Genomic DNA, 24,546 nt, shown 5'->3' with positions numbered 1-24,546 from the left:
ATGGAAGCCGTTATGGAAACGCCGGGCACGGCCCGGCGTTTCCGGGGGCGGCAATGCCGGCCAGCGGCCGGCACTACCGGACGCCGTTATTTGCGCTGGTCGGCGCTGGCGTCACGCACGGCGCGGAACGCCTCGTCCTTGCTCCAGTTCGGCCAATCGCGGGAATTGGCCAGCTGGTTGCCTAGCGTGTACAGCACTTCCAGGTCGCGCGCGGCACCGGCAAACACCCAGTCCGGCTGCCACTCGTCGCCCTGCTGGTGATAGCGCTTGGCGGTGTAGTCCTCGGAGGCCTTCCTGCCTGCGGCCACGCCACCGTCCACCCAGTCCTGGCCGGCCGACCAGGACAGCGCCGGCACGCCACGCTTGGCGAACGGGAAGTGGTCGGAGCGGAAGAACAGGCCCGCTTCCGGCTTCGGGTCCGGCGTGTAGCGGATATCCCAGCCCTTGGCCACGTCCTTCAGCTGGTCCAGCAGCTCGAAGCGCGCGGCACCGTAGATGCCGAAGTCACGCGACGGGCCGAACGGCGCCATGCCGTCCATGTTGATCACGGCCACGGTCTTTTCCAGCGGATACAGCGGATGGGTGGCGTAGTACTCAGAACCCAGCAGGCCCTTTTCCTCGGCGGTGACCGCCAGGAACAGCAGCGAGCGCTGCGGGCGCTTCTCCTTGGCGAAGCCACGGGCCAGCTCGACCAGCGAGGCGGTGCCGCTGGCGTTGTCCAGCGCGCCGTTGAAGATGCGGTCACCGCGCGCGTCCGGCTCGCCCACGCCGATGTGGTCCCAGTGCGCGCTGTAGATGATGGTCTCGTCCGGATGGCGGCTGCCTTCCAGGCGCGCGGCCACGTTGTGAGAGGTGATCACTTCGGTCTTCACCGCGTACTTCGCGTCCAGGCTGGCGCCGGTCAGCGGCACCGGGGTGAAGTCGCGCTGCTGCGCCTTCTTCTTCAGTGCCTCGAAATCCTGCCCGGCCGAGCGGAACAGCTCCACGGCAAGGTCGCGCTGGATCCAGCCTTCCAGCAGCGGGTGGCTTTCTGCCGGGTTGTCACGCACCACGTCGAACATGGTGTTGGTGTTGGAGCCGGCCACGGTGGCCCAGCCATACGACGCCGGTGCGGTCTCGTGCACGATCAGCACGCCCAGCGCCCCCTGGCGGGCGCCTTCCTCGTACTTGTAGGTCCAACGGCCGTAATAGGTCATGCCCTTGCCGTCGAAATCACCTTGGCCGGTTTCGAAGTCCGGGTCGTTGATCAGCACCACGGCGATCTTGCCCTTCAGGTCCACGCCCTTGAAGTCGTCCCAGTTGCGCTCCGGTGCCTTCACGCCGTAGCCGAGAAACACCAGCGGGGCCTTGCTGATGTCGACGCTGCTGGCGCCGTTCATGGCGGCGCGCACGGCGATCTGCTTGCCCTGCTCCAGCGGCAGGGTCTTGCCGCCCTGGTGCAGCGCCAGCTGCGGTGCGCCGACGATGTCGCCCTTGCGCAGCGGCACGGCCTGGGTCCACAGGCGCTTGCCGTCCTTGAGGTCGCCGCCCGGCTGCAGGCCGGCGTCGGCAAACTGCTTGCTGAGGTAGGCGATGGTCTTTTCTTCGCCGGCGGTGGCCGGCGAGCGGCCTTCGTAGGCGTCGGAGGCCAGTTCCTTGACGTCGGCGGAGATCCGCGCGCCATCGAATTTCGGGGTGGCCGCCATCAGTGCGCTCGACACCGACAGGGCCAGCACGCCCAGTACCACTCGTTTCATTGCTCTCTCCAGCAGGGAAATCCTTCTGGAGTGTAATGGGATTCGCCAGGGCTGCGCCCTGCACCTGCCGAAACAACGGCAACAGCCGAAGCAACAGCAAAAGCTGGTTTCCTGAGGGTAGGCGGGGTCCCACTGCTGTTGGTGGGTGTCGACCTGGGTCGACACGCACGGAAACACGAAGGGGTCAGATCCTTTTCCCGCCGGAAAAGGGCTCTGACCCCATCGGTGTGTTGCTTGGGCGTGTTACCAGTTCGGGTCTTCGGCCGGGGCGGCAGCGGGCTTGGGCTTCGGCTTGGCCGCCGGGCGTGCGGCGGCGGCGGGAGCGGCCGAGGCAGTCGCACCTGCGGCGGCGGCCGGCTTGCTGCCCAGCTTCTGGCGCAGTTCGATCTGGCCCGGGCGGAAACCGCCGCGCATCGCGTCGACGCCGTCTTCGATGGTGCCGTACGAGGTCTGTGCGGCCACGCGGTCGATGCGGATGGTGCAGCACGGGTGTTCACTGCGGCCCAGTGAGCGGCCGGTCTGCGGGTCCTTCAGTTCCTCGCCCAGGCGCACGGCCTGCCAGCGCTGGCCGGCCTGCAGGGTTTCGCCACCCTGGCTCAGCACCACCTGGTCACCGTCCACAGAAACCACCGACACCGGGAACAGCGTGGTGACGATGGTGGTACCGATCTGGCCCGACAGCGATTCCATCATCGCCGCGGCCATGTTGCGGCCGTTGACCACGCGGGGCAGGGTGCTCGGGCCGGTCGAGGCCAGCTGGTGGTCGAAGCTGTCGGACATCACCACCTGGCCGGTGGTGGCGTTGATCAGGCGCAGGGTGATGCGGCCGCCACCGGAGTACGAGGTCACCTGGCGGTCGGACATGCGCAGGTTGCGCACGCTGCGCGGGTACTCGAAGCGTTCGATGGTCGGGATCAGGATCAGGTCGGTCGCCAGCTGCTGCCCAACGCGTGCGGTGTCCTGCAGGCGCACGTTGCCGCTGTTGATGTGGTCGATCTCGGCCTGCAGTTCGTCGCCGAACTCGCGATCCAGCACGATGAAGCGCTGGGTCTGGGTCAGCGTGTCGGACAGGCGCGCGCGGATCGCGTCGGCCACTTCATCGGCACTCACGCGGCCATCGCCCACGGCATAGCTGCCGGCCTTGGTGCGCGGCAGCGCGACCACGATCTTCGGCTTGCCCTGCTCGTCCGGTGCGCGGTACTGGGCAATCTGTGCACGCACGCGCACCTTCCAGTAGCTGCGCATGCTGCGGTGGGTCACGTCCGAATCGAACGAGCTTGCGCCACGCTTGGCATCGACGCTGACCTTCTCGTCGTAGCTCTCCTTGACGCTGGCCGAGGCTCCGCCGCCCTTGGCCGTGGCCTCGCCGGACGCGCTGGCAGAGGCCGAACCCTTGAAGCTCCAGCCTTCGTCGCTGGCGCGCACGCGCGCGATGGTTTCTTCATCCAGCTGCCGCACTTCGTCCTGCGACAGGATTTCATAGCCCAGCACCGCGCCCTGCGAGCCGGCGATCATCTGCTGGGTGAACGCGTCGGCGCGGATATCGCCGACGTGTTCGTCATCCACATCCACATGCAGGCCTGCACGCAGGCTCTGCATCTGGCTGGCCACGCGTACGCCGTTGACCTGCGCCACCGCCGACTGCAACGCCGCCAGCACCGCCAGTTCCGGGGTGCTGCCGATGCCGTCGGCCTCGCGCGCGACCTGGGTGGTGCCGCCGAAATCCGGCGTGCCACGCAGGGGCGCTGCTTCCACTGGCGCATTGCTGGCCAGTGCACTGGTTGCCTTGTCCTTGGCAGGTGCGGGCGCTTCGGCCGGGGTGTCCTGCTTGCCACAGGCTGCAAGCAGCGCGGCAGCCAGGCCCAGGCCGATCAAACGGGAGGTCGTACGCATGGGGATTCGCCTCGGATCAGTTCATCTTGTCCAGCTGGCCCAGCATCGAGTCGGCGTTGGACGGCACCTTGACCTTGCTCTTCTTGGCGAAGGTCACAGCCGACTTGGTCGAACCGTACAGGCCCTGGATGAAGCCCGGCGATTCCTTGGCCACCCATGCACCAGCGGCCAGCTTGCGGCCGACGGTAGCCATCTGGGTGGCGCCCAGGTTCTTCATGCCGGCGGTGAAGTTGCTGGCTTCGCCACCCAGCTTCTGCGCTTCGGCAGCCGAGGACAGCAGCGAGACCAGGCCTTCGGCGTAGTGCTGCTTGGATTCAGCGTTCAGCTCCGGCTGCGCGGCCTGGCGCTCGTCGATCGCGGCCTGGGCGGCTTCGCTGACCGACACCGACTTCTTCATCGCATCGACGCTGACCGAACCCGACGACAGCGCCTGGCGCTCGGCTTCCAGCAGCTGCACCTGCTCGGCCAGGCCGAAGGCACGGGCGAACGAGGTCTGGGCCTGCAGCGAGTGCGACTGCGAGCTGACGAAACGACGCACCAGCGCTTCCTGCGCGGCTTCGTCCGGGGCAGCGGCGCTGGAGGTGCTGCTGGAGGAGCCGGTGGAGCCACCAGCCAGGTCCTTCAGCTTGCCCAGGCCGGCATGGGCCGGCATCGACAGGGTGGCGGCCGCGATGGCCAGGGCAAGAGCGGTATTGCGGATCATGTGAGAGTCCTTTGGGAGAAACGGCCGCGTGCGGCACGTGGGGAATCGGTAACCCAGGGGCGATGCCGAGCGAGCTCGGCACCCACCGGGGCGGCGGATCAGCGGACCGCCTTGACGTTCAGTTCGTTGATCATCTGCTGGGCGGCCTTTTCGGCAGCCAGCTGCAGGGCATTGGTACGGGCCACGGTTTCATTCGGGCCGGTACCGGAGAACTGCACCGGGCCGACCGACGACACGGTGCGCGGGAAACGACCGGTCACGTCCAGCACCTTGCCGGTGACAGTGACGAACACGCGGGTGTTGCCGCTGGCCGGATCGCGGTCACGCATGCCGACGTCGAGGGTGCCGACGGCGATGTACGGGATGTTGGCCGCACGGATGCCATTGGCGGTGTCGCGCAGGGTGGCCGGGGCCAGGTCGTTGCCGGTGCTGAAGTCCTTGCGGATGCGCTCGATGCTGAGCAGGCCGCGCGACTCGCCTTCCACGTACTCGGCTTCAACCACCTCGTAGCCGGCGGCGCTGAAGGCACCAGTCATCGCGGTGTTGACTTCGGCGGCGTTGGCCACCTTCCAGGTGATGTTGTCGGCGCGCGCGGTGGTGCTGCCGCCGCTGGTGACCGACACCGAACCGTTCTGGTTGATGCTGCCGTTGGTGCTGACCGAGTTGCCGCGGAAGCTGTCGCCTTCACGGGTGTTCTCGCTGTAGCTGCTGCTGGCGTCGACGCGGCGGTATTCCTTGTCCTGGAACGACTGCACGGTGTCCTGCGAGCGCGCCATGAACAGGAAGGTCAGCAGCGAGCGCTGCGCAGCGGTGGCGCCGGCCACGGCCGAACCCGCATCCAGCTTGGTCTGCAGCAGGGTGGTGTTGATCTCGGCGCGGACGGTGACGCTGTAGGTCTTGGCCTTCTTGTCTTCGGTGTCCGACAGCTGTACGGCGCTGAGCACGTAGCGGTCGATCTCGCCGATGAACTCGGCGCGGCGCGCCTCGAACAGGCGCAGCTTGGCCGCACCGGTTTCGGCGATGTACGCCTCCAGGGCATTGACCTTGGCCTTGTTCAGGGCCTGGGCACGGGTATCGGCGCTCAGGCGCAGGCCGTAGCTGGCCGAGCCGGTTCCGCGCGAACTCGCGGTCTGCGCAGCGACCGGCGAGGCCACCGCCAGCGCGATGAGGATGAGCAGGATGGTACGCATCAACGACATGACTTGATCAACTCCTGGAGGGCTTGGGTCTGCTGCTGCAACGGGCGGCCGCCCGGCTTCTGTTCGTCCAGCCAGGCGCGCGAATCGGCACGCTTGGCGGCGGCGCCGGCGAAGGCGTCGAAGCCGGCCAGCAGGGTTTCGTAGCTGGCCGACCACTGGTCGACCTGCCACTGCGTGACCGGCACCACCTTGGTGGCCCCCTTGCGCAGCGGCTGTTCGAAATAGACCTTGCCCGAGAACGGCTCGCTCACCTTGGCGGTGAAGAAGGCGCCGAACAGCATCGTCTTCATCGCCGGGGTTTCCTCGATCACGCCGTTCTTCAGTGCATCGACCTGCAGTTGGATGACGTAGTCGGGTTCGGGAATCTTCAGCTGGTAGACCTTGCCGTCGGCAAAGCGGGCGGCCATCGCACCGCCGATCGCCTGGCCCGAGGCCGGCGGCAGCAGGCCAACGCCAGTGTTGGACGACAGCGTCTTGGACAGTTCGTGCGCAAGCGTGGCACGCAGCGGTGCTTCCCACTTCGGATCGGGCAGCTTGGCGCGTGCCGCGTCGGACAGGGTCACCCCGCCCACCTGCAGGCGACGCACGGCGGCATCGGGCAACCGGGCCTGCGCCAGGCTGGCCGCCAGTACCTGCGACAGGCTGGTATCGGCACCGCCGTACAGCAGATCGGCGACGATCGCGTCGATATCGTCGTTGTCCGGACGGTAGTCCTGCACGTCGATGCGCTGCAGGGTGAGCGGATAGGAGGCGATCACCTGGCGCTCGCGGAAGTCGAAGAACAACGCCTGCAGCGCCACTTCCACCAGCACCTTGTACTGGTCGCCGATCGGTTCGACCGAGACCAGCTCGCGATCCAGCGCAGCGGCCAGCACGGTGGCACTGGTGGTGCCGTCGAGCATCGCCACCGGCTGGTCGATCAGCTCCAGGTGGGCCGGTGCGTGGCGCTTGAGCGACTGTGCCAGCGTCTGGTTCAGCGGGACCAGCCCACGCCGTTCCAGCACCGCGTGCGCATGCGGGGTGGTCGCCTGCACGGCGGCGGCGTCAGCGGTATAGGCAAAACCGGCCCAATAGGCCTGCTGTGATTTGTCCGCAGCCTGCACGGCCATCGGCCATACGGCCAGGCACAGGGCACAGGCAAGCAGGCGCGCAAAAGCGCGCGATGCGCTCTTCGTCCTTGAATACATCCAACCGCTCCTCGGTCAATACGCACGGATCGCGGACGCTGATGCGTCCGCTGGGCGCGAAACATAGCCGCTCAGGCGGCCGGCGACAAGTGCTGCCTTTGTCGGCTCAGTCCGTGGGGGGCAGGCCCGCCCGTTGCCGCAGTAGTCCGCGCTCGGCCTGGTTCTGGCTGAGCCGAGCGGCCTGGCCAAAAGCGTCACGTGCGTCCTGCTCACGCCCCAGTGCCTGCAGCAGCTCGCCGCGCACCACCTGCAGCGGCGCGTAGTCGCGCAGGCGCGGATCGACCAGCAGTGGCTGCAGTTGTGCCCACGCGGCGAAGGCACCGTCGCTGCGCAGGATCGCCACCACCCGGTTCAATGCCACCACCGGCGAAGGTTGCACCTGCAGCAGCTGTGTATAAAGCGCAGCAATACGCGGCCAATCAGTGGCGTCAGCATGCCGCGCAGCCGCATGGCAGGCCGCGATGCGCGCCTGCAGCACGTAGGGATCCTGGTCGCCACCGATGGCCAATGCGCGCGCCAGCACCTGCTGCCCACGTTCGATCTGCAGCCAATCCCAGCGCGCGCGGTTCTGCTGGTCCAGCAGCACCGGCACCCCCTGCGCGTCCACCCGTGCCGCTGCACGCGAGGCCTGCAGTTCCATCAGCGCCAGCAGGCCCAGTACCGGCGGCACCGGCAACCGATGCGCCAGGATGCGGGCCAGCCGCAGCGCTTCCTCGCACAGCGCCGGGCGCATCCAGTCATCACCGGCGCTGGCGGCGTAGCCTTCGTTGAACACCAGATAGATCGCTTCCAGCACCGAGGCCAGGCGCTCCGGCATCGCGTCCGCGCGTGGCACTTCATAGGGCACCTGCTTCTGCGCCAGCGTGCGCTTGGCGCGCACGATGCGCTGGGCGATGGTCGGCTCCGGCTGCAGGAACGCACGTGCAATCTCGACGGTGGTCAGGCCACCGAGCAGGCGCAGGGTCAGTGCCACCCGCGCATCGGCCGGCAGCACGGGATGGCAGGCCACGAACATCAGCCGCAGCAGGTCATCGCCCAGGTCGTCCTCCAGTGCCTGGCTGTCATCCGGCGCCGGCAGTGCCGCCGGATGCAGTTCCTCGCCCCACTGCGCATGCTGCTGCGTCACCCGCTGGTGCTGGCGCAGCACATCGATGGCACGGTTGCGCGCGGTGGTCATCAGCCAGGCTCCGGGGTTGTCCGGGATACCCTGCTCCGGCCAACGCTCCAGCGCGGCCAGCCAGGTGTCCTGGGCCAGCTCCTCGGCACGGCCGACATCGCCACCGAGCAGCCGCGCCAGGCGCGCAATCAGCACTGGCGACTCCATCCGCCAGAGGGTTTCCAGACGCTGCGTCAGTGCGGGCTCGAGCATGCGCCGATCACAGCACGCACGCCCGGCCCGCACAAGCGCCGCAGCTCACGCTTCAACAATCGGCTTGAAGCCACCCCAGAACATGCGCCGGGTATCGAACGGCATGTCCTTCGGGCCCAGCGACGCCAGCCGCGGGTCGGCCATCACCTTTGCGTTGATGCGGTCGCGTGCCGCGCGCGAGCGGAACACCACGAAGGCGACGATCACCGTCTCGCCCGGTTTCGCCTTGACCGCGCGCGGGAAGGAGGTGCTCTTGCCCGGCTCCACATCGTCGGCCACGCATTCCATGTACTGCAGCGCGCCATGGTCCTTCCACACCGCACCGGCCTTGCGGGCAAGGCGACGGTAGGCCGCCACCTTGTCCTGCGGGCACGGCAGCACGTAAGCGTCCACGTAAGCCATGCGGGTTCTCCCTGCGGCGGCCGTCAGCCCGGCTCGCCGTCCATGTGTGCGATTTCCCAGAGATGGCCATCCAGGTCCTGGAAGCCACGCTGGTACATGAAACCGTAGTCGCGCGCGGGCTGCGGTTCACTGGCGCCGGCCGCCAGAGCCTTGTCCACCATCACGTCCACCGCCTTGCGGCTGTCCGCCGACAGGCAGGTGATCACCTCGGTCTGGCTGCGTGCGTCGGCGATTGGCTTGGTGGTGAACTGCTTGAAGAACGGCTGGGTCAGCAGCATCACGAAGATGCTCTCGCTGATCACCATGCAGGCGGCATCGTCATTGGTGAAGGTCGGGTTGAAGCTGTAGCCCAGCGCGGCGAAAAAGGTCTTGGACGCGTTCAGATCCTGCACGGGCAGGTTGACGAAGATCATCTGCGGTTGCGGTGCACTCATCGGTGAAGCTCCTTGTGGATGAAAGAAAGTGGGATCAGGGCTGCTTCATGCAGTTGACCATCCACGGCTTACCGTAGCGGTCGATCAGCATGCCCCAGCGGTGTGCCCAGAACGTTTCGGCGATCGGCATCTGCACCTGGCCACCTTCGGCCAGTGCAGCGAACACGCGTTCGGCTTCTTCGATGCTGTCGACATCGACATTGATGGTGGTCGAGCCACCCTCGCCGCCGCCGGGACCGTCGGCTGCCATCACGATGGCGTTGCCGATCTCCAGCTGGCTGTGCGCGACGTGGTCCAGCGTCTGCGCCGGCATTTCATTGCAGCCGGGCATGCCATCGGACGGCGGCATGTCGCGGTATTTCATTTCCGAAGTGACCTGGCCACCCAGTGCCTTGGCGTAGAACGCCATCGCCTCGTGGGCCTGGCCGCTGAAGCCGAGGAAAGGAATCAGTCTCATGGCAATACTCCGTGATGTGGTTCAGGGCGGTAGCGCCGGGTCGTGCCCGGCGTGGAGATGAATCGGGTCAACCTTCCAGCTGTGCACGCAGACGCTGTTCCTGCTGCTGTAATTCGGGGGTGAAGGCTTCACCGAAGTCTTCAGCGGAGATCAAGGGACGCAGTTCGAGCGTGCCGCCACTGCCGAACGGCGCGCGGCTGGCCCATTCAACCGCTTCGTCCAGCGACCGCACCTCCCACAGCCAGAAGCCGGCGATCTGTTCGCTGGCAGGACCGAACGGACCGGCCTCGACCTGGGGTGCCCCGCCGCCGAAGTGAATGCGACGGCCGCGCTGGGTGGCGTGCAGGCCTTCACCGGCCAGCATGATGCCGGCGGCCACCAGTTGTTCGTTGAAGGCGCCCATTTCGGACAGTTCCTGTTCGCTGGGCATGCGGCCGGCTTCGGAGTCGGCGTTGGCCTTCACGATCACCATCACTTTCATTGCGGTCTCCCGTGGGGACGCGTGGTGCGTGCCCTTCATTGGGTACAACGAACCAGGGGGCTGGGAATCGACACGTCCTCTGAAAATTATTTCTTCCGTGGAAAGCGCGCCTTCGGCGGAGGTCGGCGAACGGCGGAGCCCCTCCGTGGTGGGGTGGGTGGGTCGCTGAAAGCTGGTTTTCTGGGAGTGGGCCGGGCGGGTGGGGTTGGCGGGGACGCCGTGAACCCATCCGTGGGGGCTTAGCCGCGGCATCCATGCCGCGGATACCCCGCCAACCCCACCCGCCCGGCCCCAGACAGATCTCTGCGGCTGCCCCACCACGGGAAAATCAAGAGAAAAGGCAAAAGCAACAGCAAAAGCAACAGCAACGGCGGTTGGCTGGCGGGCTCAGCTTTGCGAGCGAAGCGACCCGCTTTTGCTCTTGTTTGTGATTTTCCGGGGTGGACGCCGCAGGAAACTGTCCAGGGCCGGGTGGGTAGGCGGGGCGGGGGTGTCCGCGGCATGGATGCCGCGGCCAAGCCCCCATGGATGGGTTTACGGCGTCCCCCGACCCGCCTACCCACCCGGCCAAGCCCAAGCATCACGTTGTAGCGCCACCACGGAGGGGCTCCGCCGTTCGCCGTCCCCGCCGAAGGCGAGCTTCTGCGCTGCAACATGCCGACGCGCCATCCTGCGCCATCATGGGCACCCGCCCCCGCCAGGACCGTCCCATGCAGCAGTACCTGCTTCTGATCTATATCGAGCCTGCCCTGCTGCAGGCCCTGCCCATCGAAGAATTCAACGCGCTGATGCGCGACTGCCTGGCCCACGCCGACAAGCTGCAGGCCGAAGGCACGCTGCTGGCCGCGCAGAAACTGCAGCCGGTCGACACTGCACAGACCCTGCGCGTGCGTGATGGCAACAGCCGTGTTCTCGATGGCCCGTTCGCCGAAACCCGCGAACTGCTGGCCGGCTTCAACCTGATCGTCGCCCGCGACCGCGACGAAGCCATGCGCATCGCCCGCGACTTCCCGTGGGCGCGCTTCGGCAGCATCGAAGTGCGGCCGCTGGAAGACATGGACGCCGAGCGCGAACGCTGCGGCGCCCCGGCTGCGGCTATGGCAGCAGCCGTACCCTGATCTCGCGCGGGCCGACGCCTTCGTTGCCGCTGTAGTCGCGCACGCTGGCGCGCACGATGTACTCGCCCGGCGGCAGCGCCGCCGGCTGCCAGCGCCCGGTTTCCATCAGGCCGTCGCGCACGGTGTTGGTGGCCAGGTAGCGGAAACGGGTGACCGCGCTGCCATGCACGGTGATGCCGCTGTCCGGTGCGTAGGCCACGCGCACAGCTTCCTTCTGCGGCGGCATGCGGTTGAACACGATGTTCCAGCGTGGCTGTTCATAGCCCTGCAGCGCTCGGCCATCGGCGTCGAGGATCTGGTAGCCCACCTGGTACATGCCCAGGCGGCGGCGCGGCAGGTTGTTGTCGACCTGGTCCCAGGCCTCGACCACGATCTGCACGCCGCGGCCCTGGCGCGCCACCATCACCACGCCATCGCTGCCGGCGGCCATCGGCTGGTCGTTGTCGTCCAGCAGGGCCACATCGGTGATGCGCGGCGCGAAGTGGTCGGCGTAGCCCTGGAAGCCCAGCGCCACCGCGTTGGTCTCGAAGCCGCCGGTACCCACCGCCAGGTGCACGTGCGCCTGGTTGTTGATGCTGCCCAGGCGGTCACCGACGTGGATGCGCATGCCGCGGCGCACGCGCATCCGCTCCAGCCTGCCCTGCTCGTCGTACAGCGCCTGCCAGCGCGCATCGTAGGGTTCGTCGCGCGGGGTGCGGCCGACCCGCATGTGGATGTACTTGAGGCGATCCACGACCAGGCCCTCGGCCTGCTCACCCAGGTTCCAGGCGGCCACCGGGCTGCTGATCTTGCCTTCGGCGATCGCCAGCACGGTCTGGCCCACATCACCGCGCACGTCGAAGCCGCCATGCAGGTGGTGGCGGCTCTCACCGGTGAAGTTGCCGCGCACCTCGCCCAGGGTGCCGACCACTTCGTGCCAGCCGTCCTGCGGTGCCAGCGGCCAACGGCCCCCGGTCTTCGGCAGCGCGGCATCGGCAGCCGGGCCGACCAGTGCCGGTGCCGGCAGGTCGCCCACCGGCAGCGGGCGCAGGCGATGCAGGCGGTAGCTGGCGGCGTCGGCCACCAGCACGCTGCCATCGGCATCCAGCGCCAATCCGCTGGGGCGGGCCAGGCGCGGCAGGCGGCCATTGCCGACCAGCGCGATCTGATGGCCCTGCGGCGTCACCTGCACGATGCGGCCATCGAGATCACCCACGTACAGCACGCCGTCATGGGCGGTGGCCAACGACAGCGGCCCATTGATCACGCCACCGGCGGCGACCACGGTGCTGACCGTACCATCGGCACCCACCCGGCGCACGGCGTTGTTGAACAGGTCGGCCACCAGCAACGCGCCCTGCGCGTCGAAGGCCAGCGCCACCGGCGTATCGAAGCGCGCAGCGGCGCCCACGCCATCGGCAAGGCCCGGCCGATCACCACCGGCCAGGGTGCGCACGCTGCCATCCGTACCGATCACCCGGATGCGATCGTTGAACGTATCGGCCACGTAAACCTGGCCCTGCGCATCCACGGCGATGCCCATCGGCGCATCGAAGCGGGCCTGCGCGGCAGGGCCGTCGGCGTGGCCCTGTTCGCCACCGGCCAGCGTGGTCACCTGGCCATCGGTGCTGATGCGGCGGATCGCATGGTTGCCGGTGTCGGCCACATACAGGTTGCCCTGCGCGTCGGCGGCAATGCCCGAAGGCGTGTTGAAACTGGCCTGCAGTGCAGGGCCATCGACACGTCCCTCGCCCTGCCCGGCCACCGTTTCAACGCGGCCATCGGGAAGGCGGCGACGGATCCGGTTGTTGTCGCCGGCATCGGTGAAATAGACGCTGCCATCGGCACTGCGCAGCAACGCGTACGGATCGGCGAAGCGTGCCTGCGCGGACGCGCCATCACGGTCACCCGGGTGGCCATCGCCGGCCAGCGGTTCAATCTGCGCGGTCCACGCCAACGGCGTCGGAGCCGGACCCGCCGGTTCAGCCAGCGTATGCAGCGGTGTCTCCCACCAGGTCGCAGCCAATGCCACTACCGTCGCCAACGCTACGCCTGCCGCCATCCATTGCCACCGTGCCATCGTGCTGCGCTGCCTGCCTGCTGTCTGAAGAGGCACCGACAATAGACGCTGCGCGTGCGATCCGCCACGGCCGATTGCGCGGCTGAACGCCAGAATTCGCTTCGTCGTGCTTGTCCTCGCTGGCTGCAGCAGGTTCAATGCGGTTCCCACGGATGGAGATTCTCCATGCCCCGCGTTCTCCCGCTCACCGCCCTGCTGCTGGCCGCATTGGCCAGCACATCCGCCACTGCTTCGATCACGGTGGCGCCGCAGAAGCCGTCAATCACCGCCGATGCGATGCACCAGGCCTATGCCACGCGCTGGGATGAAGCCATCCAGCAGGCGCGTGGCGGCAACACGCTGGGCGCGCTGATCAGCATGGAACGGCTGATGGAGGATCCCCTGCTGGACGACTTCGATGCCGAGCATCGTGGCCGCGCCTCGCAGGTCGCTGGCTGGACCGCACTGATGCAGAAGAAGCCGGCCCTGGCCCGCCGCTACCTGCAGCGGGCGCAGGAGGCCCTGCCGGAGGATGCACAGATCCTGCTTACCCAGGTGTCGGTGGAACTGTCGGACAACCAGCCGGCCGCAGCCACCGCCTTCCTGGTGAAGGCACTGCAGCATGCCGACGCGCCGCTGCCGGTCGATCACCACGCCATCAACTACCTGCAGTACCGCCTGCGTGACCAGCCGATGAAGCGCATGGACCTGCTGCAGGCGCTGTTTGACAACGGCTGGAAAAGTGCCGGCCTGGAACCCACCGGGCTGTGGCTGACGCTGGCCACGCTGCAGGCCGACAATGGCCGTGGCGACGGCATTCCAGCCACGCTGGCCCGCATCGACAGCCCGGCCGAGATCATCCGCCTGCGCAGCGACAAGCGCTTCGACCGTTATGTCGATCGCGGCGATGCGCGTTTCGATCCGGTGCAGGCGGCGCAGCGCCACCTCGATGAACTGCGCGTCTCCGGCCTGCTCGACCGTGCACTGGACGCGCGCATGGCCGAGTTCAGCACCACCCTGCTCATGCTGGACCGCAACGAGGAAGTGCTGTCGTTGACCGAGGGCATGGCCGGTGCCGCGAGCAACGGCGAATCACCTGCCGCCGCCGAAGCGGAATGGGTGGCCTGGCTGCTCAACAGCCGGCTCACCGCACTGCGCCGGCTGGGCCGCACCGATGAGGCACTGGCCACGGCGCAACAGGCCCAACGCATCGGCGCACTCGGCCCGGATGGTGTCGAGCACCAGATGAATGTCGGCTTCGTCTTCAGTTCGCTGGGGCGCATGCAGGACGCTGCGCAGGCAGTGAATGACATGCCGGGCCTCGCCGGCTACGGCAAGGCCGCGCAGGCGCTGCTGCAGTTCGCCGCCGCCCGCGAGCGCGGTGATGCCGAGGCGCGCGACGCAGCACGCGCGGTGATCCTGGCCCAGCGCGAGGATGCCCGCCTGTTCCATCGCGAAATGCTGCTGGAGGAAGGCAACCTGGACGGTGCCGCCGCCGTGCTGATCGAACAGCTGCGCTCGCCCATCGAACGCGGGGAAACCCTGGCCAGCCTGCAGGACATGCGAACCTATCCGTCATTGCCGGGCGATGTGCGCATCGATGCCGCGTGGCGTGCACTCAAGCAGCGTGCCGACGTGCAGGCCGAGGTGGCACGCGTCGGCCGCATCGAGCGCTACGACCTGGTCAGCACCTCCACCTCGCGCTGAGCGGCTTTTTGTGTAGAGCCGAGCCGATGCTCGGCGGCAATTGGCGCAGCCGAGCATCGGCTCGGCTCTACAACGCCACGTGCAGGCAGCACCGTCCGCTAGCGCGCCGGCACTTCGGTGCGGATGCCCATCGCTTCGCGGTAGCGTGCGTACAGCGCCATCACCTTGTCCACGTAGGCCAGGGTTTCGGCGTAGGGCGGCACGCCCTTGTAGCGGGTGACCGCACCGATGCCCGCGTTGTAGGCAGCCGCCGCCAACGGGCGGTCGCCGTTGTAGCGGCGCAGCAGCGCGCGCATGTAGCGCGCGCCACCCTCGATCGACTGCTGCGGCGAGAACGGATCGCTCACCCCGTATTCCTGCGCGGTTTCGGGCATCAGCTGCATCACGCCCTGTGCGCCCTTGCTGGATACCGCCAGCGCGTCGAAATTGCTTTCGGCGTGGGCGATGGCACGCAGCCAGGCATCATCGACGCCGGTGGCCTTGGACGCGGCCTTGAACTGCCTGGCGTGCTGCGCCAGCTGCGGCTTGCCGACCTTGCCCAGGCCCTCGTGCGCCGGCTCGCCTGGCGGCGTGGCCACGGTGAACTTCAGGAACACCCGCGAGCCGGGCAGGTTGCGCGTGGAGTAGACCAGCGCCCCGTCCTGTTCGCGCTCGTACAGCACGCCGCTGAACACGCCCATGTTGCCCCACAGGTTCGGGGTCTGGACGGCGTTGTCGTCGATCTCCTTCGGCGTGCACCGCGATCCCGGCTCCGGCGCGGTGGCCAGGCTGACGGTGTTGCCCTGCACGCAGCGGTAGACGGTGCGCGCGGCGGCCAGCCCGGGCCACAGGCTGGGCAGCAGCAACAGCGCGAGCAGGAGGGGGCGAGGGGACATGGCGGCCGGATGATCCGGCCGTGCCCGCTAATGTTGGGTGAATGGGGGCCGGCAGGGCGGCGTCCTGCACCCGTGGTAGTGCCGGCCGCTGGCCGGCAACCTCCCGCGACCTGCCGGGGTCAGATCCCGTTGCTGAGCAACGGGATCTGACCCCACTTCGGATCACTTCGCGGTCCTCCGACGCACCCAATAGCCCACGCCCAGCAGCACGAACCACGCCGGGCTGGCGATCAGCGCCTGGCGGGTGTCGCCCTGCAGGCTCAGCAGCACCAGCACGGCGGCGAAGAACACCAGGCAGGCCCAGCACATCGCGACGCCGCCGGGCATCTTGAAGATCGATGCAGCATGGCGCTCCGGATAGCGACGGCGATAGGCCATGTAGGCCACCAGGATCAGCGACCAGACGAAGATGAACAGCACCGTCGCCAGTGTCGTCACCAGGGTGAAGGCGGTCACCAGGTTGGGAATCAGGTAGATCAGCAGCGTGCCGCCCAGCAGGCACAGGCACGAGAACAGCAGGCCACGGGCCGGCACTGCGGCGCGCGACAGTTTCGACAGCCCGCGCGGGGCGTGGCCCTCTTCGGCCAGGCCGTACAGCATGCGGCTGGTGGAGAAGATGCCGCTGTTGGCCGAGGACGTGGCCGAAGTCAGCACCACGAAGTTGATCAGGCTGGCGGCGGCGGGAATGCCGGCCAGCACGAACAGCTGCACGAACGGGCTCTTGTCCGGCACCACCTGGCGCCACGGGGTGACCGCCATGATCGCGATCAGCGCCAGCACGTAGAAGATGATGATGCGCACCGGGATCGAGTTGATCGCCTTGGGCAGGTTGCGCTCGGGGTCGGCGGTTTCGGCGGCGGTGGTGCCGACCAGCTCGATGCCGACGAAGGCGAACACCGCAATCTGGAAGCCGGCGAAGAAGCCGACCAGCCCCATCGGGAACATGCCACCGTCATTCCACAGGTTCGACAGCGACGCGGTGTGGCCGCTGGGTGAGGTGAAGCCCCACGCCACCAGCCCGGCGCCAGTGATGATCAGCGCGCAGATCGCCACGATCTTGATCAGCGCGAACCAGAATTCCATTTCGCCGAACAGCTTCACCGTCACCAGGTTCAATGCCAGCAGCAGCATCACGCAGGCCAGCGCCGGTTTCCAGGCTTCAAGCCCGGGGAACCAGAACTGCGCGTAGGCGGCAATGGCGATCACATCGGCGATGGCGGTGACGATCCAGCAGAACCAGTAGGTCCATCCACAGAAGAACCCGGCCCACGGGCCGAGCAGGTCGGTGGAGAAATCGATGAAGGATTTGTACTGCAGGTTGGACAGCAGCAGTTCGCCCATCGCGCGCATCACGAAGAACAGCATCGCGCCGATGATCAGGTAGACGAAGACGATGGAGGGGCCGGCCAGGCTGATGGTCTTGCCCGATCCCATGAACAGGCCGGTGCCGATGGCACCGCCGATGGCGATCAGTTGCAGGTGGCGGTTGGACAGGCTGCGGCGCAGGTGCTCGGGGGGCGTTGCGGGCTCGGTCATGGGCGCGGGCAAAAGGGGCGGGCGAAGCATTCGACGGTAGTCCTCCGCGGCGCCGAGCGCCAGCGCCAGACGGACCCATTGCGTCAAAGCGGGCCGCTTTCACCACAATGTGACCGAATACCGTATTGATCCCATTCCGCCCGGCCCGGCGCCATGCTCAGATAGCCGCACCTGCCCAAGGACCGGCCCACCATGCGCCCTGCCCCGCCCGCCCCGCTGGAGCCCCGGCCATGAGCCGGCTGCGCGTCATCATCGGCGGCACCGCCCTGGCCCTGCTGGCCGCTGCGCTGCCCATCGCGGTCATGGCCTACGCCACCTGGGACCGCGCGATCAGCGTCGAACAGCAGCGCCTGCGCGACATCGCCGATCGCACCCTGCGCCGCTCCGACCTGTCCTACCAGGAAGCGCTGGCGGCACTGAAATCGGCCGAGGCCGGCGCCTACGTACCCTGCAGCCCCGAACACATCCGGCGCATGCAGACCCTGGTGATGACCACCCCATCGATCGACCAGATGGGCTACTTCGAAGGTGGCAAGCTGCGCTGCACCTCGTGGGGTCCGTTCCTGTCCGATGTGGATCAACCCACGCCGGACCACGTCACCAGCGATGGCGCAGGCATTGCAGTGGATGTGCGCCCGGAAATCAGCGGCCGCCGCCAGGTGCTGGCGGTCCTGTATGGGTCCTACGACGCACTGGTGGACCCGCGCCGCTTCGTCGATGTCATTGCCGACCCGAACGTGCGGCTGGCGCTGGCCAGCCCCGATGGACGCCTGCTGGCCAAACAGCCCGGCCTGGATCCGGACCTGCTGGAGGCACTGCTGCGCGACCCCGGCGAAGGCCTGGATCACGCCACGCTGTTCGCCACCGCGCGCAACGAGGAATGGCTGGCCATCGCCACCACGCCGCGCACCGCGCTGGCCGCCGCCTTCCGCCAGCAGGCATGGCTGTACGTGCCGGTCGGCCTGCTGCTGGCCGCCGCCGGGGCCGGCCTGGTGATCTGGCTGTCGCGGCGCCGCCTGTCGCTGCGCGGTGAGCTGGCCACCGCCATCCGCCGCCGCGAGCTGTACCTGCATTACCAGCCGATCATCGAACTGGACACCGGCATCTGCGTCGGCGCCGAGGCGCTGGTGCGCTGGCAACGCCCGGATGGCACCCAGGTGCGGCCGGACCTGTTCATTCCGCTGGCCGAAGAGGCCGGCATGATCGCCGACGTCACCGACCTGGTGATCGAGAACGTGGTGCGCGACATGCGCGAGCTGCTGGTGGCCGACCGCAGCGCGCACATCGCGATCAACCTCGCCGCCGAAGACATCAGCAGCGGCCGCGCCCTGAAGATGATTTCCCGGCACATGGCCGGAAGCGGCATCCTGCCGCAGCAGATCTGGATGGAGGCCACCGAACGTGGCTTCCTCGACCTGGACCGCGCGCGCACCATGCTCGCCGCCGCCCGCCGCGCCGGCCACAGCGTGGCGATCGACGATTTCGGCGTCGGCTTCTCCAGCCTGCAGTACCTGCAGCAGCTGCCACTGGATGCGCTGAAGATCGACAAGTCGTTCATCGATGCGATCGGCACCGAAAGCGCCACCAGCCCGGTCACGCCGCACATCATCGACATGGCCAAGGAGCTGGGCCTGTGGGTGGTGGCCGAGGGCGTGGAAACCGAAGCGCAGCTGGCCTACCTGCACAGCCGGCATGTGGAATTCGGCCAGGGCTGGCTGTTCTCGCGGCCGCTGCCGCGTGATGAGTTCGTCGCCTTCCACCACAAGCGGCAGCAGCAGTACGGCGCTGCACGCGAGCACATGCAGAACCCGCGCAGCGTGCCGATCGAGCGTGAAGGGATCGAGTAGGACGGCCAACGGCAGAGCCCCTGGTGGTGGGTCGCGTACAGCTATCCCGGCGTTGGCCGGGACGGTCTCTGACAGGTTCTGGCGGCGGTCCCACCACGAAATCAACAGAAGAAGCAAACGCGGGTCGCTGCGCTCGGTAGATCCACGCCATGCGAGGATGGCGCGGCCCACGGTAGTGCCGGCCGCTGGCCGGCACCGCATCATCGTTGAGCGCCGCCTACGCCCACGCCTTCGGCCGTGCCAGCAACCACGCGACGGTCACCGCCAGCAACAGCAGCGGCAACCATCCCAGCTGGCTCGGGCCGCTGGCCTGCAGCAGCACGCCGCCCGCCACGCCGCCGGCCGCAATGGCCAGGTTCCAGCCGGTCACCAGCATCGACTGCGCCAGGTCCGCAGCGGCCCCGGCGCGTCGTGCCAAGGCGGTCTGGAACAGGGTCGGCACCGCGCCGAACGCCACGCCCCACAGGATCGTCGCCAGCAGCAGCGCGCTGGCCACGCCGGGCCATACCAGCAAGGCCAGCACCGGTACGATGAAGCCGATCACCGCCGCCCACACCAGCGCACGCAGGTGGCGATCCACGCCCCAACCAGCAATCCCGATGCCGGCAATCGCCGCCACGCCGAAGGCGAGCAGCAGCCGGTCCAGCCACGGGCCGGCACCCGCCTCCACCGCCAACGGTTCGATGTAGGTGTAGAGCACGTTGTGCGCCAGCACGTACAGCACCATCACCAGCAGCGCGCTGCGCACGCCCGGCATGCGCCAGACCTTGGCCAGCGACGCACGTTGACCGGCACCGGCCGCTGGCAGCGCCGGCAGTGCCCAGCGCGCGTACGCCAGCAGGCCCACGCCCAGCACGCTCATCAACGCGAACGCCCAGCGCCAGCCGACCTGCTGGCCCAGCAACGTACCGGCCGGCACGCCCAGTGACAGCGCCAACGGCGATCCCACCATCGCCACCGCGATCGCGCGCCCCTGCAGCGACGGCACCACCATGCGTGCGGCATAGCCAGCCACCAGTGACCACAGCAGGCCACCGCTCACGCCTGCCAGGAAACGCGCAGCAAGGATCAGCGCATAGCTGCTGCTCAGCGCCGTCAACGTGTTGACCACCACGAAGCCGGCGATGGCCGCCAGCAACAGCGGACGCCGCGGCAGGCGCTGGGTCAACGCCGTCATCGGCAGTGCTGCCATCACCGAGCCCAGCGCATACACGCTCACCAGCTGGCCCACCGCCGCATCACTCACGCCCAGGCTCTCGCCCATCGGTCGCAGCACGCCCGCCGGCAGGGTCTCGGTCAACAGGGTGATGAAGCCGCCGCCTGCCAGCGCCAGCAGGCCCGCCCACGGCAAGCGCGTGGCCTCACCGGCCGGGCTGGCCGCATCGATGGCGTGGCCGCTCATCGCGCAGCCTCCAGGTCCGCATAGACCGCATCGCGCAGGTCATCGACGAAGGCACCATCCATGCCTTCGTACAGGGTGTTGGTCAGCGCCACTACGCTCAGCCCACGCGCCGGATCAACAAACCAGCTGTGCCCATAAGCGCCGCCCCAGCGCCAGGTGCCTTCGCGCTGCGGCGTGCCGCTGGCAGCGGCCTCGCGCAGTAGTGCAAAGCCCAGCCCGAAGCCCCAGCCGGCCGGTTCCGGCGGCCCCTGCTCGCCCACCTGCGGGCTGGCCATCTCTGCCGCCAGCGCGGGCGGCAGCAGGCCGGAGCGCTGCACGTCACGCAGCGCCTCCAGCACCGACATCACGTCATCGGCAGTACCCACCAGGCCGGCGCCGGCCGAAGCGAAACGGCGGGCATCGAGGGCACGCGCAAGGCTGTACTCGATGCCCACCGTTCCCTCGAACGGCGCGACCACCTCCCCTTCCTGCAGGCGATGCGGCTGGGGCGTGTCGCTCACATACGGCGTGGCCAGCCGTGCGGCAGCGCGCGTGGCGAACGCGGTATCGCGCAGGCCCAGGGGGGCAGCCAGCAAACGCTTGAACAGCACCTGCAGCGTTTCACCGGTCGCCGCTTCGGCCACTGCACCGGCCACGTCCACGCCCAACGAGTACAGCCATTGGCTGCCCGGTTCGAACAGCAGCGGCGCCTGTGCGATACGGCGCACGTTCTCGGCCAGGGACACCGGGTTGGCGTCCATGCCATCGCTGACGCCGGCCCGGGCGTACGGTCCGTGCGCATCGGCTTCCAGGAAACGGTAGCCCAGCCCGCTGCTGTGGCTGAGCAGCTGGCGCAGGCTGATCGGCGGCCTGCGGCCATCGGCCAGCGCCGGCCGGAAGTCCGGCAGCCAGCGCTGCACCGGCGCATCGAGGTCGAGCACGCCCTCGGCCACCAGGCGCAGGATCACCGTGCTCAACAGCGGCTTGCTGACCGATGCCAGCCGGAACAGCTGGTCGCGCTGCATCGGCAGAGCCGACTCGCGATCGGCCTGCCCGGTCGCGCTGGCATGGCGCAGCACGCCGTGCTCGCACACCAGCACCACCGCACCGACCAGGCGCGTCGGGTGGACCTGCTGCAGCAGCCGCTGCACCGAAGGCAGCATCGGTGCAGGTTCGAGGGAAAGAGCGGCATTCATCGCGGTGATCCGTGGGGAGAGGCCCGCCACGTTAGGCAGCACGGCGCAGCGCAAAAAGCCGGTTGCCGCTCCGGGCATCATGGACCGTGGAGTCCGCAATCGGCATGATGGCCGGAACTGCAAGGCCGCAACAGCAGGCGCCCCCACCCTGCACCACAGTGTTGCGGTGGCGGCGCCGCCCGCCGTGATCACGCCCCTACCCTGCCGCTTTTCATTGCCCCTACGCCGATGTCAGTCCTGGACAACCTCGCCAACCTGCAGACCTTCGTGCACGCCGCCGACACGCGCAGCTTCGTCGAGACCGGGCGCCTGCAGGGCATCTCCGCATCGGCCGCCGGCAAGTGCGTTGCCCGGCTGGAGCATGCACTGGGCGTGCGCCTGTTCCACCGCAGCACGCGCAGCATCACGCTCACCGCCGAGGGCCAGCTGTTCCTGGCGCGCTGCCGGCGCATCCTCGACGAGCGCGATGCCGCACGCACCGAGCTGGCACAACCGCACGCCACGCCCAGCGGCACGCTGCGCATCAGCCTGCCGCTGGTCGGCGATCTCACCCTGCCGTTGATGGCCGAGTTCATGGCGGCGTATCCGGACATCCGCCTCGACCTGGATTTCAGCGACCGCCTGGTCGATGTCGTCGAGGAAGGCTTCGATGCAGTGCTGCGCGTCGGTGAACCCAGCGACTCGCGGATGAACGCACGCCGGCTGGGGGTGTTCCCGCGCCGTGTAATCGCCTCGCCGGGCTACCTGCAGCGCCGCGGGGTTCCGCGCACGCCGGCGGAACTGATGCAGCACACGCTGCTGCACTATCGCTTCCCCAGCACCGGCAAGCTGGAGCCGTGGCCGATCCACTGGCCCGATGACGAAGCACCGCAGGAACTTCCGGTGCACATGGTGGCCAACACCATCGAAGCACGGGTGGCGCTGGCACTGCATGATGTCGGCCTGGCCTTCGTGCCGGTGCACTCGGTGCGCGATGCGCTGGCCGACGGCCGCCTGGTCACCGTGCTGGAGGATCATGTCCACTCCTGCGGCACCTTCCACTTGTTGTGGCCCTCGGGCCGCCACGTGCTGCCGAAGCTGCGGGTGTTCATCGACTTCGTCGGCGCCCGGCTGGGTACCGTGCCGTAGATCCACGCCATGCGTGGATGCTTAAGGTCAGCCGAGCATGGCTCGGCTCTACCGCTGCACGCAACCATTCAGCCAGCGCCGCTATACTGCCCCCTCATTCCTCCAAGAGGCTCGCGACCAATGCGCCATTGATGCCGCCGTCTTCCCATCAGACGGCCTGACTCTTCCCGCCCCTGCGCGCAGGGGAGAACCCGGCATCCCTGGAGGTCGCATGACCCCGCATTCCCTCACGCTCGATCGCGTGTCGTATCGACTGGCCGACGGCCGCCTGCTGTTTTCCGATCTGACGTTTTCCTTCGATCCGGTCGCCACCGGCCTGGTCGGTGCCAATGGCGCTGGCAAGAGCGTGCTCGCACGCCTGCTCGCCGGCCGGGTGCAGCCAGAGAACGGGCAGGTACGCGGCAGCGGCCGCGTGTTCCTGTTGCCGACGCCCGGCTATCCACCCGCTGGCACGGTCGGTGAACTGGCCGGCGTTGGCGCTGAACTGGCCGCACTGCAACGCATCGAAGCCGGCAGCGTGGACGAGGCCGACTTCGCCTGCGTCGGCGACCGTTGGGACCTGCGCGAGCGCCTGCAGCAGCAATGGCAGGCGCTACGGCTGCCCGACGACCTCGATCCCGCCCAACCCGCCGCGCGCCTCAGCGGTGGCCAGGCCATGCAGGTGGCGCTGTCCGGCGCCTGGGCCAGCGGCGCTGATTGGCTGATCCTGGACGAACCCAGCAACCACCTCGATGCCCGCCATCGCCAGCAGTTGTGCGAACGGTTGCAGCAGTGGCGCGGCGGCCTGCTGGTGATCAGCCATGATCGCGAACTGCTGGCGCACATGCAGCAGATCGTCGAGCTCGACGCGCGCGGGCTGCATCGCTATGGCGGGCCGTGGCAGCACTACGCCGACGCGCGTGCCGCCGAACGCGAAGCGGCCGCGGCACAGCTCGACCACGCCCGCGCCCAGCACCGGCAGCAGCAGCGCAGTGCGCGCGAACAGCACGAACGCCAGCAGCAACGCCAGGCACGTGGCAATCGCGATGCAAAGCAGGCCAACCAGGCGCCGATCCTGCTCGGCCGGCAGAAACAACGTGCAGAGGGCAGCCACGGCCGCGCACAGCAGGTACAGGCCGAGCGCCTGCAGGCCAGCGCAGACCAGCTGCGCGCTGCGGCCTCGGCGGTTCACGCCACACCGGAGCTCGCACTGTTTGCCGGCGAGGGGGAACGCGGCAGCGCACGCCTGCTGCAGGCCGAGTCGCTGGTGCTGCCGCATGGCTGCCGCGCGCCGTTGCAGCTGGACATCCGCCGCGGCCAGCGCATCGCCGTGGTTGGTGACAACGGCAGTGGCAAGTCCACGCTGTTGCGCGTGTTGGCCGGCCAGTTGCCTGCACGCAGTGGCAACGTACAACGGCATGCACCACTGGCGCTGCTCGACCAGCAGTTGCTGGGGCTCTCCGGCGAGCGCAGCATTCTCGACACCGTGCAGGCTGCCAACCCGGCGGCCGATACCGGTGAACTGCGCACACGGCTGGCCCTGCTCGGGCTGGACGCGCAGCGCATCCAGCGTGCAGCCCATCACCTCAGCGATGGCGAACGGGTGAAAGGCGCGCTGGCCAGCGTGCTGTATGCCGACCCCCCACCGCAGCTGTTGCTGCTGGACGAGCCCGGCAACGCACTGGACCTGAGCGCGTTGCAGGCACTTGAAGAACTGCTGGTGGCATGGCCGGGAGCGCTGGTGATGGTCAGCCACGACCGGCACCTGCTGCAGGCGTTGCAGCCGACGCAGGTGTTGCAGGTGAGCGCCGAGGGTTGGCAGTGGTGTGACGCCTTGTAGATCCACGCCATGCCTGGATCTACTGCAGCAGCCGAGCATG

Annotated in this window: 20 protein-coding genes; 5 read left to right on the top strand and 15 right to left on the bottom strand. The window is 68.3% G+C overall.

The genetic code is table 11. From position 1 onward, the window contains the following. Nucleotides 1-86: 86 nt before the first annotated feature. The 10 genes from AC5P53_RS15935 to AC5P53_RS15890 all read right to left on the bottom strand — a co-directional run bounded on the left by AC5P53_RS15935 (nt 87) and on the right by AC5P53_RS15890 (nt 9,861). Nucleotides 87-1,736 (bottom strand): M28 family metallopeptidase, encoded by a 1,650-nt coding sequence (locus tag AC5P53_RS15935; RefSeq protein ID WP_049441368.1) that lies wholly within the window; start codon nt 1,734-1,736, stop codon nt 87-89. 243 nt (nt 1,737-1,979) lie between these two features. Continuing rightward, nucleotides 1,980-3,629, bottom strand: coding sequence for a CsgG/HfaB family protein (locus AC5P53_RS15930; RefSeq protein WP_041863036.1), 1,650 nt, complete (start codon nt 3,627-3,629; stop codon nt 1,980-1,982). A gap of 16 nt (nt 3,630-3,645) precedes the next feature. Further along, nucleotides 3,646-4,332 (bottom strand): hypothetical protein, encoded by a 687-nt coding sequence (locus tag AC5P53_RS15925; RefSeq protein WP_049408541.1) that lies wholly within the window; start codon nt 4,330-4,332, stop codon nt 3,646-3,648. Between the two features lie 98 nt (nt 4,333-4,430). Beyond that, the gene (locus AC5P53_RS15920) at nt 4,431-5,531 is read right to left on the bottom strand and encodes a hypothetical protein (RefSeq protein ID WP_014645777.1); all 1,101 of its coding nucleotides are present in this window, start codon (nt 5,529-5,531) and stop codon (nt 4,431-4,433) included. Further along, nucleotides 5,522-6,718: a hypothetical protein gene (locus AC5P53_RS15915; RefSeq protein ID WP_053495494.1), complete on the bottom strand. Its 1,197-nt coding sequence runs from the start codon at nt 6,716-6,718 to the stop codon at nt 5,522-5,524. The genes AC5P53_RS15920 and AC5P53_RS15915 overlap by 10 nt, the downstream gene beginning before the upstream one ends. 106 nt (nt 6,719-6,824) lie before the next feature. Continuing rightward, entirely contained in the window at nt 6,825-8,087 is a 1,263-nt protein-coding gene (locus AC5P53_RS15910) for an RNA polymerase sigma factor (RefSeq protein WP_241887244.1), read from the bottom strand. Nucleotides 8,088-8,132: 45 nt separating this feature from the next. Then, nucleotides 8,133-8,489, bottom strand: a complete 357-nt coding sequence (locus AC5P53_RS15905) for a DUF1428 domain-containing protein (RefSeq protein ID WP_014645774.1) — start codon at nt 8,487-8,489, stop codon at nt 8,133-8,135. Between the two features lie 23 nt (nt 8,490-8,512). Then, a complete protein-coding gene (locus tag AC5P53_RS15900) occupies nt 8,513-8,923 on the bottom strand; it encodes a VOC family protein (RefSeq protein WP_014645773.1) in 411 nt (136 codons plus the stop codon). 34 nt (nt 8,924-8,957) lie between these two features. After that, entirely contained in the window at nt 8,958-9,380 is a 423-nt protein-coding gene (locus AC5P53_RS15895; RefSeq protein ID WP_169412373.1) for a VOC family protein, read from the bottom strand. A 67-nt stretch (nt 9,381-9,447) separates the two neighbouring features. Then, a complete protein-coding gene (locus tag AC5P53_RS15890) occupies nt 9,448-9,861 on the bottom strand; it encodes a YciI family protein (protein WP_014645771.1) in 414 nt (137 codons plus the stop codon). A gap of 710 nt (nt 9,862-10,571) precedes the next feature. Here AC5P53_RS15890 and AC5P53_RS15885 point away from each other — a divergent pair. Beyond that, nucleotides 10,572-10,979 carry a YciI family protein gene (locus AC5P53_RS15885; protein WP_012479004.1) on the top strand — a complete coding sequence of 136 codons (408 nt, stop codon included), beginning with the start codon at nt 10,572-10,574 and terminating at the stop codon, nt 10,977-10,979. Here the strand turns inward: AC5P53_RS15885 and AC5P53_RS15880 are convergent. Beyond that, entirely contained in the window at nt 10,957-13,038 is a 2,082-nt protein-coding gene (locus tag AC5P53_RS15880; protein WP_241887243.1) for an NHL repeat-containing protein, read from the bottom strand. The two genes, AC5P53_RS15885 and AC5P53_RS15880, sit on opposite strands and share 23 nt — an antisense overlap. A 165-nt stretch (nt 13,039-13,203) precedes the next feature. Here AC5P53_RS15880 and AC5P53_RS15875 point away from each other — a divergent pair, with 165 nt between their 5' ends. Next, complete coding sequence (locus tag AC5P53_RS15875) at nt 13,204-14,724, top strand: hypothetical protein (protein WP_495227463.1); 1,521 nt, start codon at nt 13,204-13,206, stop codon at nt 14,722-14,724. A gap of 98 nt (nt 14,725-14,822) precedes the next feature. Here AC5P53_RS15875 and AC5P53_RS15870 read toward each other — a convergent pair whose 3' ends face one another. Both AC5P53_RS15870 and cycA read right to left on the bottom strand, forming a co-directional pair. Next, nucleotides 14,823-15,599: a lytic transglycosylase domain-containing protein gene (locus AC5P53_RS15870; protein ID WP_241887241.1), complete on the bottom strand. Its 777-nt coding sequence runs from the start codon at nt 15,597-15,599 to the stop codon at nt 14,823-14,825. A gap of 162 nt (nt 15,600-15,761) precedes the next feature. Then, nucleotides 15,762-17,135, bottom strand: coding sequence for a D-serine/D-alanine/glycine transporter (gene cycA / locus AC5P53_RS15865; RefSeq protein ID WP_032962245.1), 1,374 nt, complete (start codon nt 17,133-17,135; stop codon nt 15,762-15,764). 230 nt (nt 17,136-17,365) lie between these two features. Between cycA and AC5P53_RS15860 the strand changes: the two genes are divergently transcribed. Continuing rightward, nucleotides 17,366-18,982: an EAL domain-containing protein gene (locus AC5P53_RS15860; protein WP_049406911.1), complete on the top strand. Its 1,617-nt coding sequence runs from the start codon at nt 17,366-17,368 to the stop codon at nt 18,980-18,982. Nucleotides 18,983-19,199: 217 nt separating this feature from the next. Here AC5P53_RS15860 and AC5P53_RS15855 read toward each other — a convergent pair whose 3' ends face one another. Next, nucleotides 19,200-20,384: an MFS transporter gene (locus tag AC5P53_RS15855; protein WP_241887240.1), complete on the bottom strand. Its 1,185-nt coding sequence runs from the start codon at nt 20,382-20,384 to the stop codon at nt 19,200-19,202. Continuing rightward, the gene (locus AC5P53_RS15850) at nt 20,381-21,559 is read right to left on the bottom strand and encodes a serine hydrolase domain-containing protein (protein ID WP_241887239.1); all 1,179 of its coding nucleotides are present in this window, start codon (nt 21,557-21,559) and stop codon (nt 20,381-20,383) included. Before AC5P53_RS15850 ends, AC5P53_RS15855 begins: the two co-directional genes overlap by 4 nt. 228 nt (nt 21,560-21,787) lie before the next feature. Here AC5P53_RS15850 and AC5P53_RS15845 point away from each other — a divergent pair, with 228 nt between their 5' ends. Beyond that, entirely contained in the window at nt 21,788-22,687 is a 900-nt protein-coding gene (locus tag AC5P53_RS15845; protein WP_241887238.1) for a LysR family transcriptional regulator, read from the top strand. A 211-nt stretch (nt 22,688-22,898) separates the two neighbouring features. Next, on the top strand, nt 22,899-24,506 hold the full coding sequence (locus AC5P53_RS15840; protein ID WP_227864216.1) for an ATP-binding cassette domain-containing protein: 1,608 nt from the start codon (nt 22,899-22,901) through the stop codon (nt 24,504-24,506). Nucleotides 24,507-24,546: the final 40 nt, after the last annotated feature.

The organism is Stenotrophomonas sp. YJH_SMC_82 (assembly GCF_059368875.1).
This window is presented reverse-complemented; position numbering and strand designations above follow the sequence as displayed.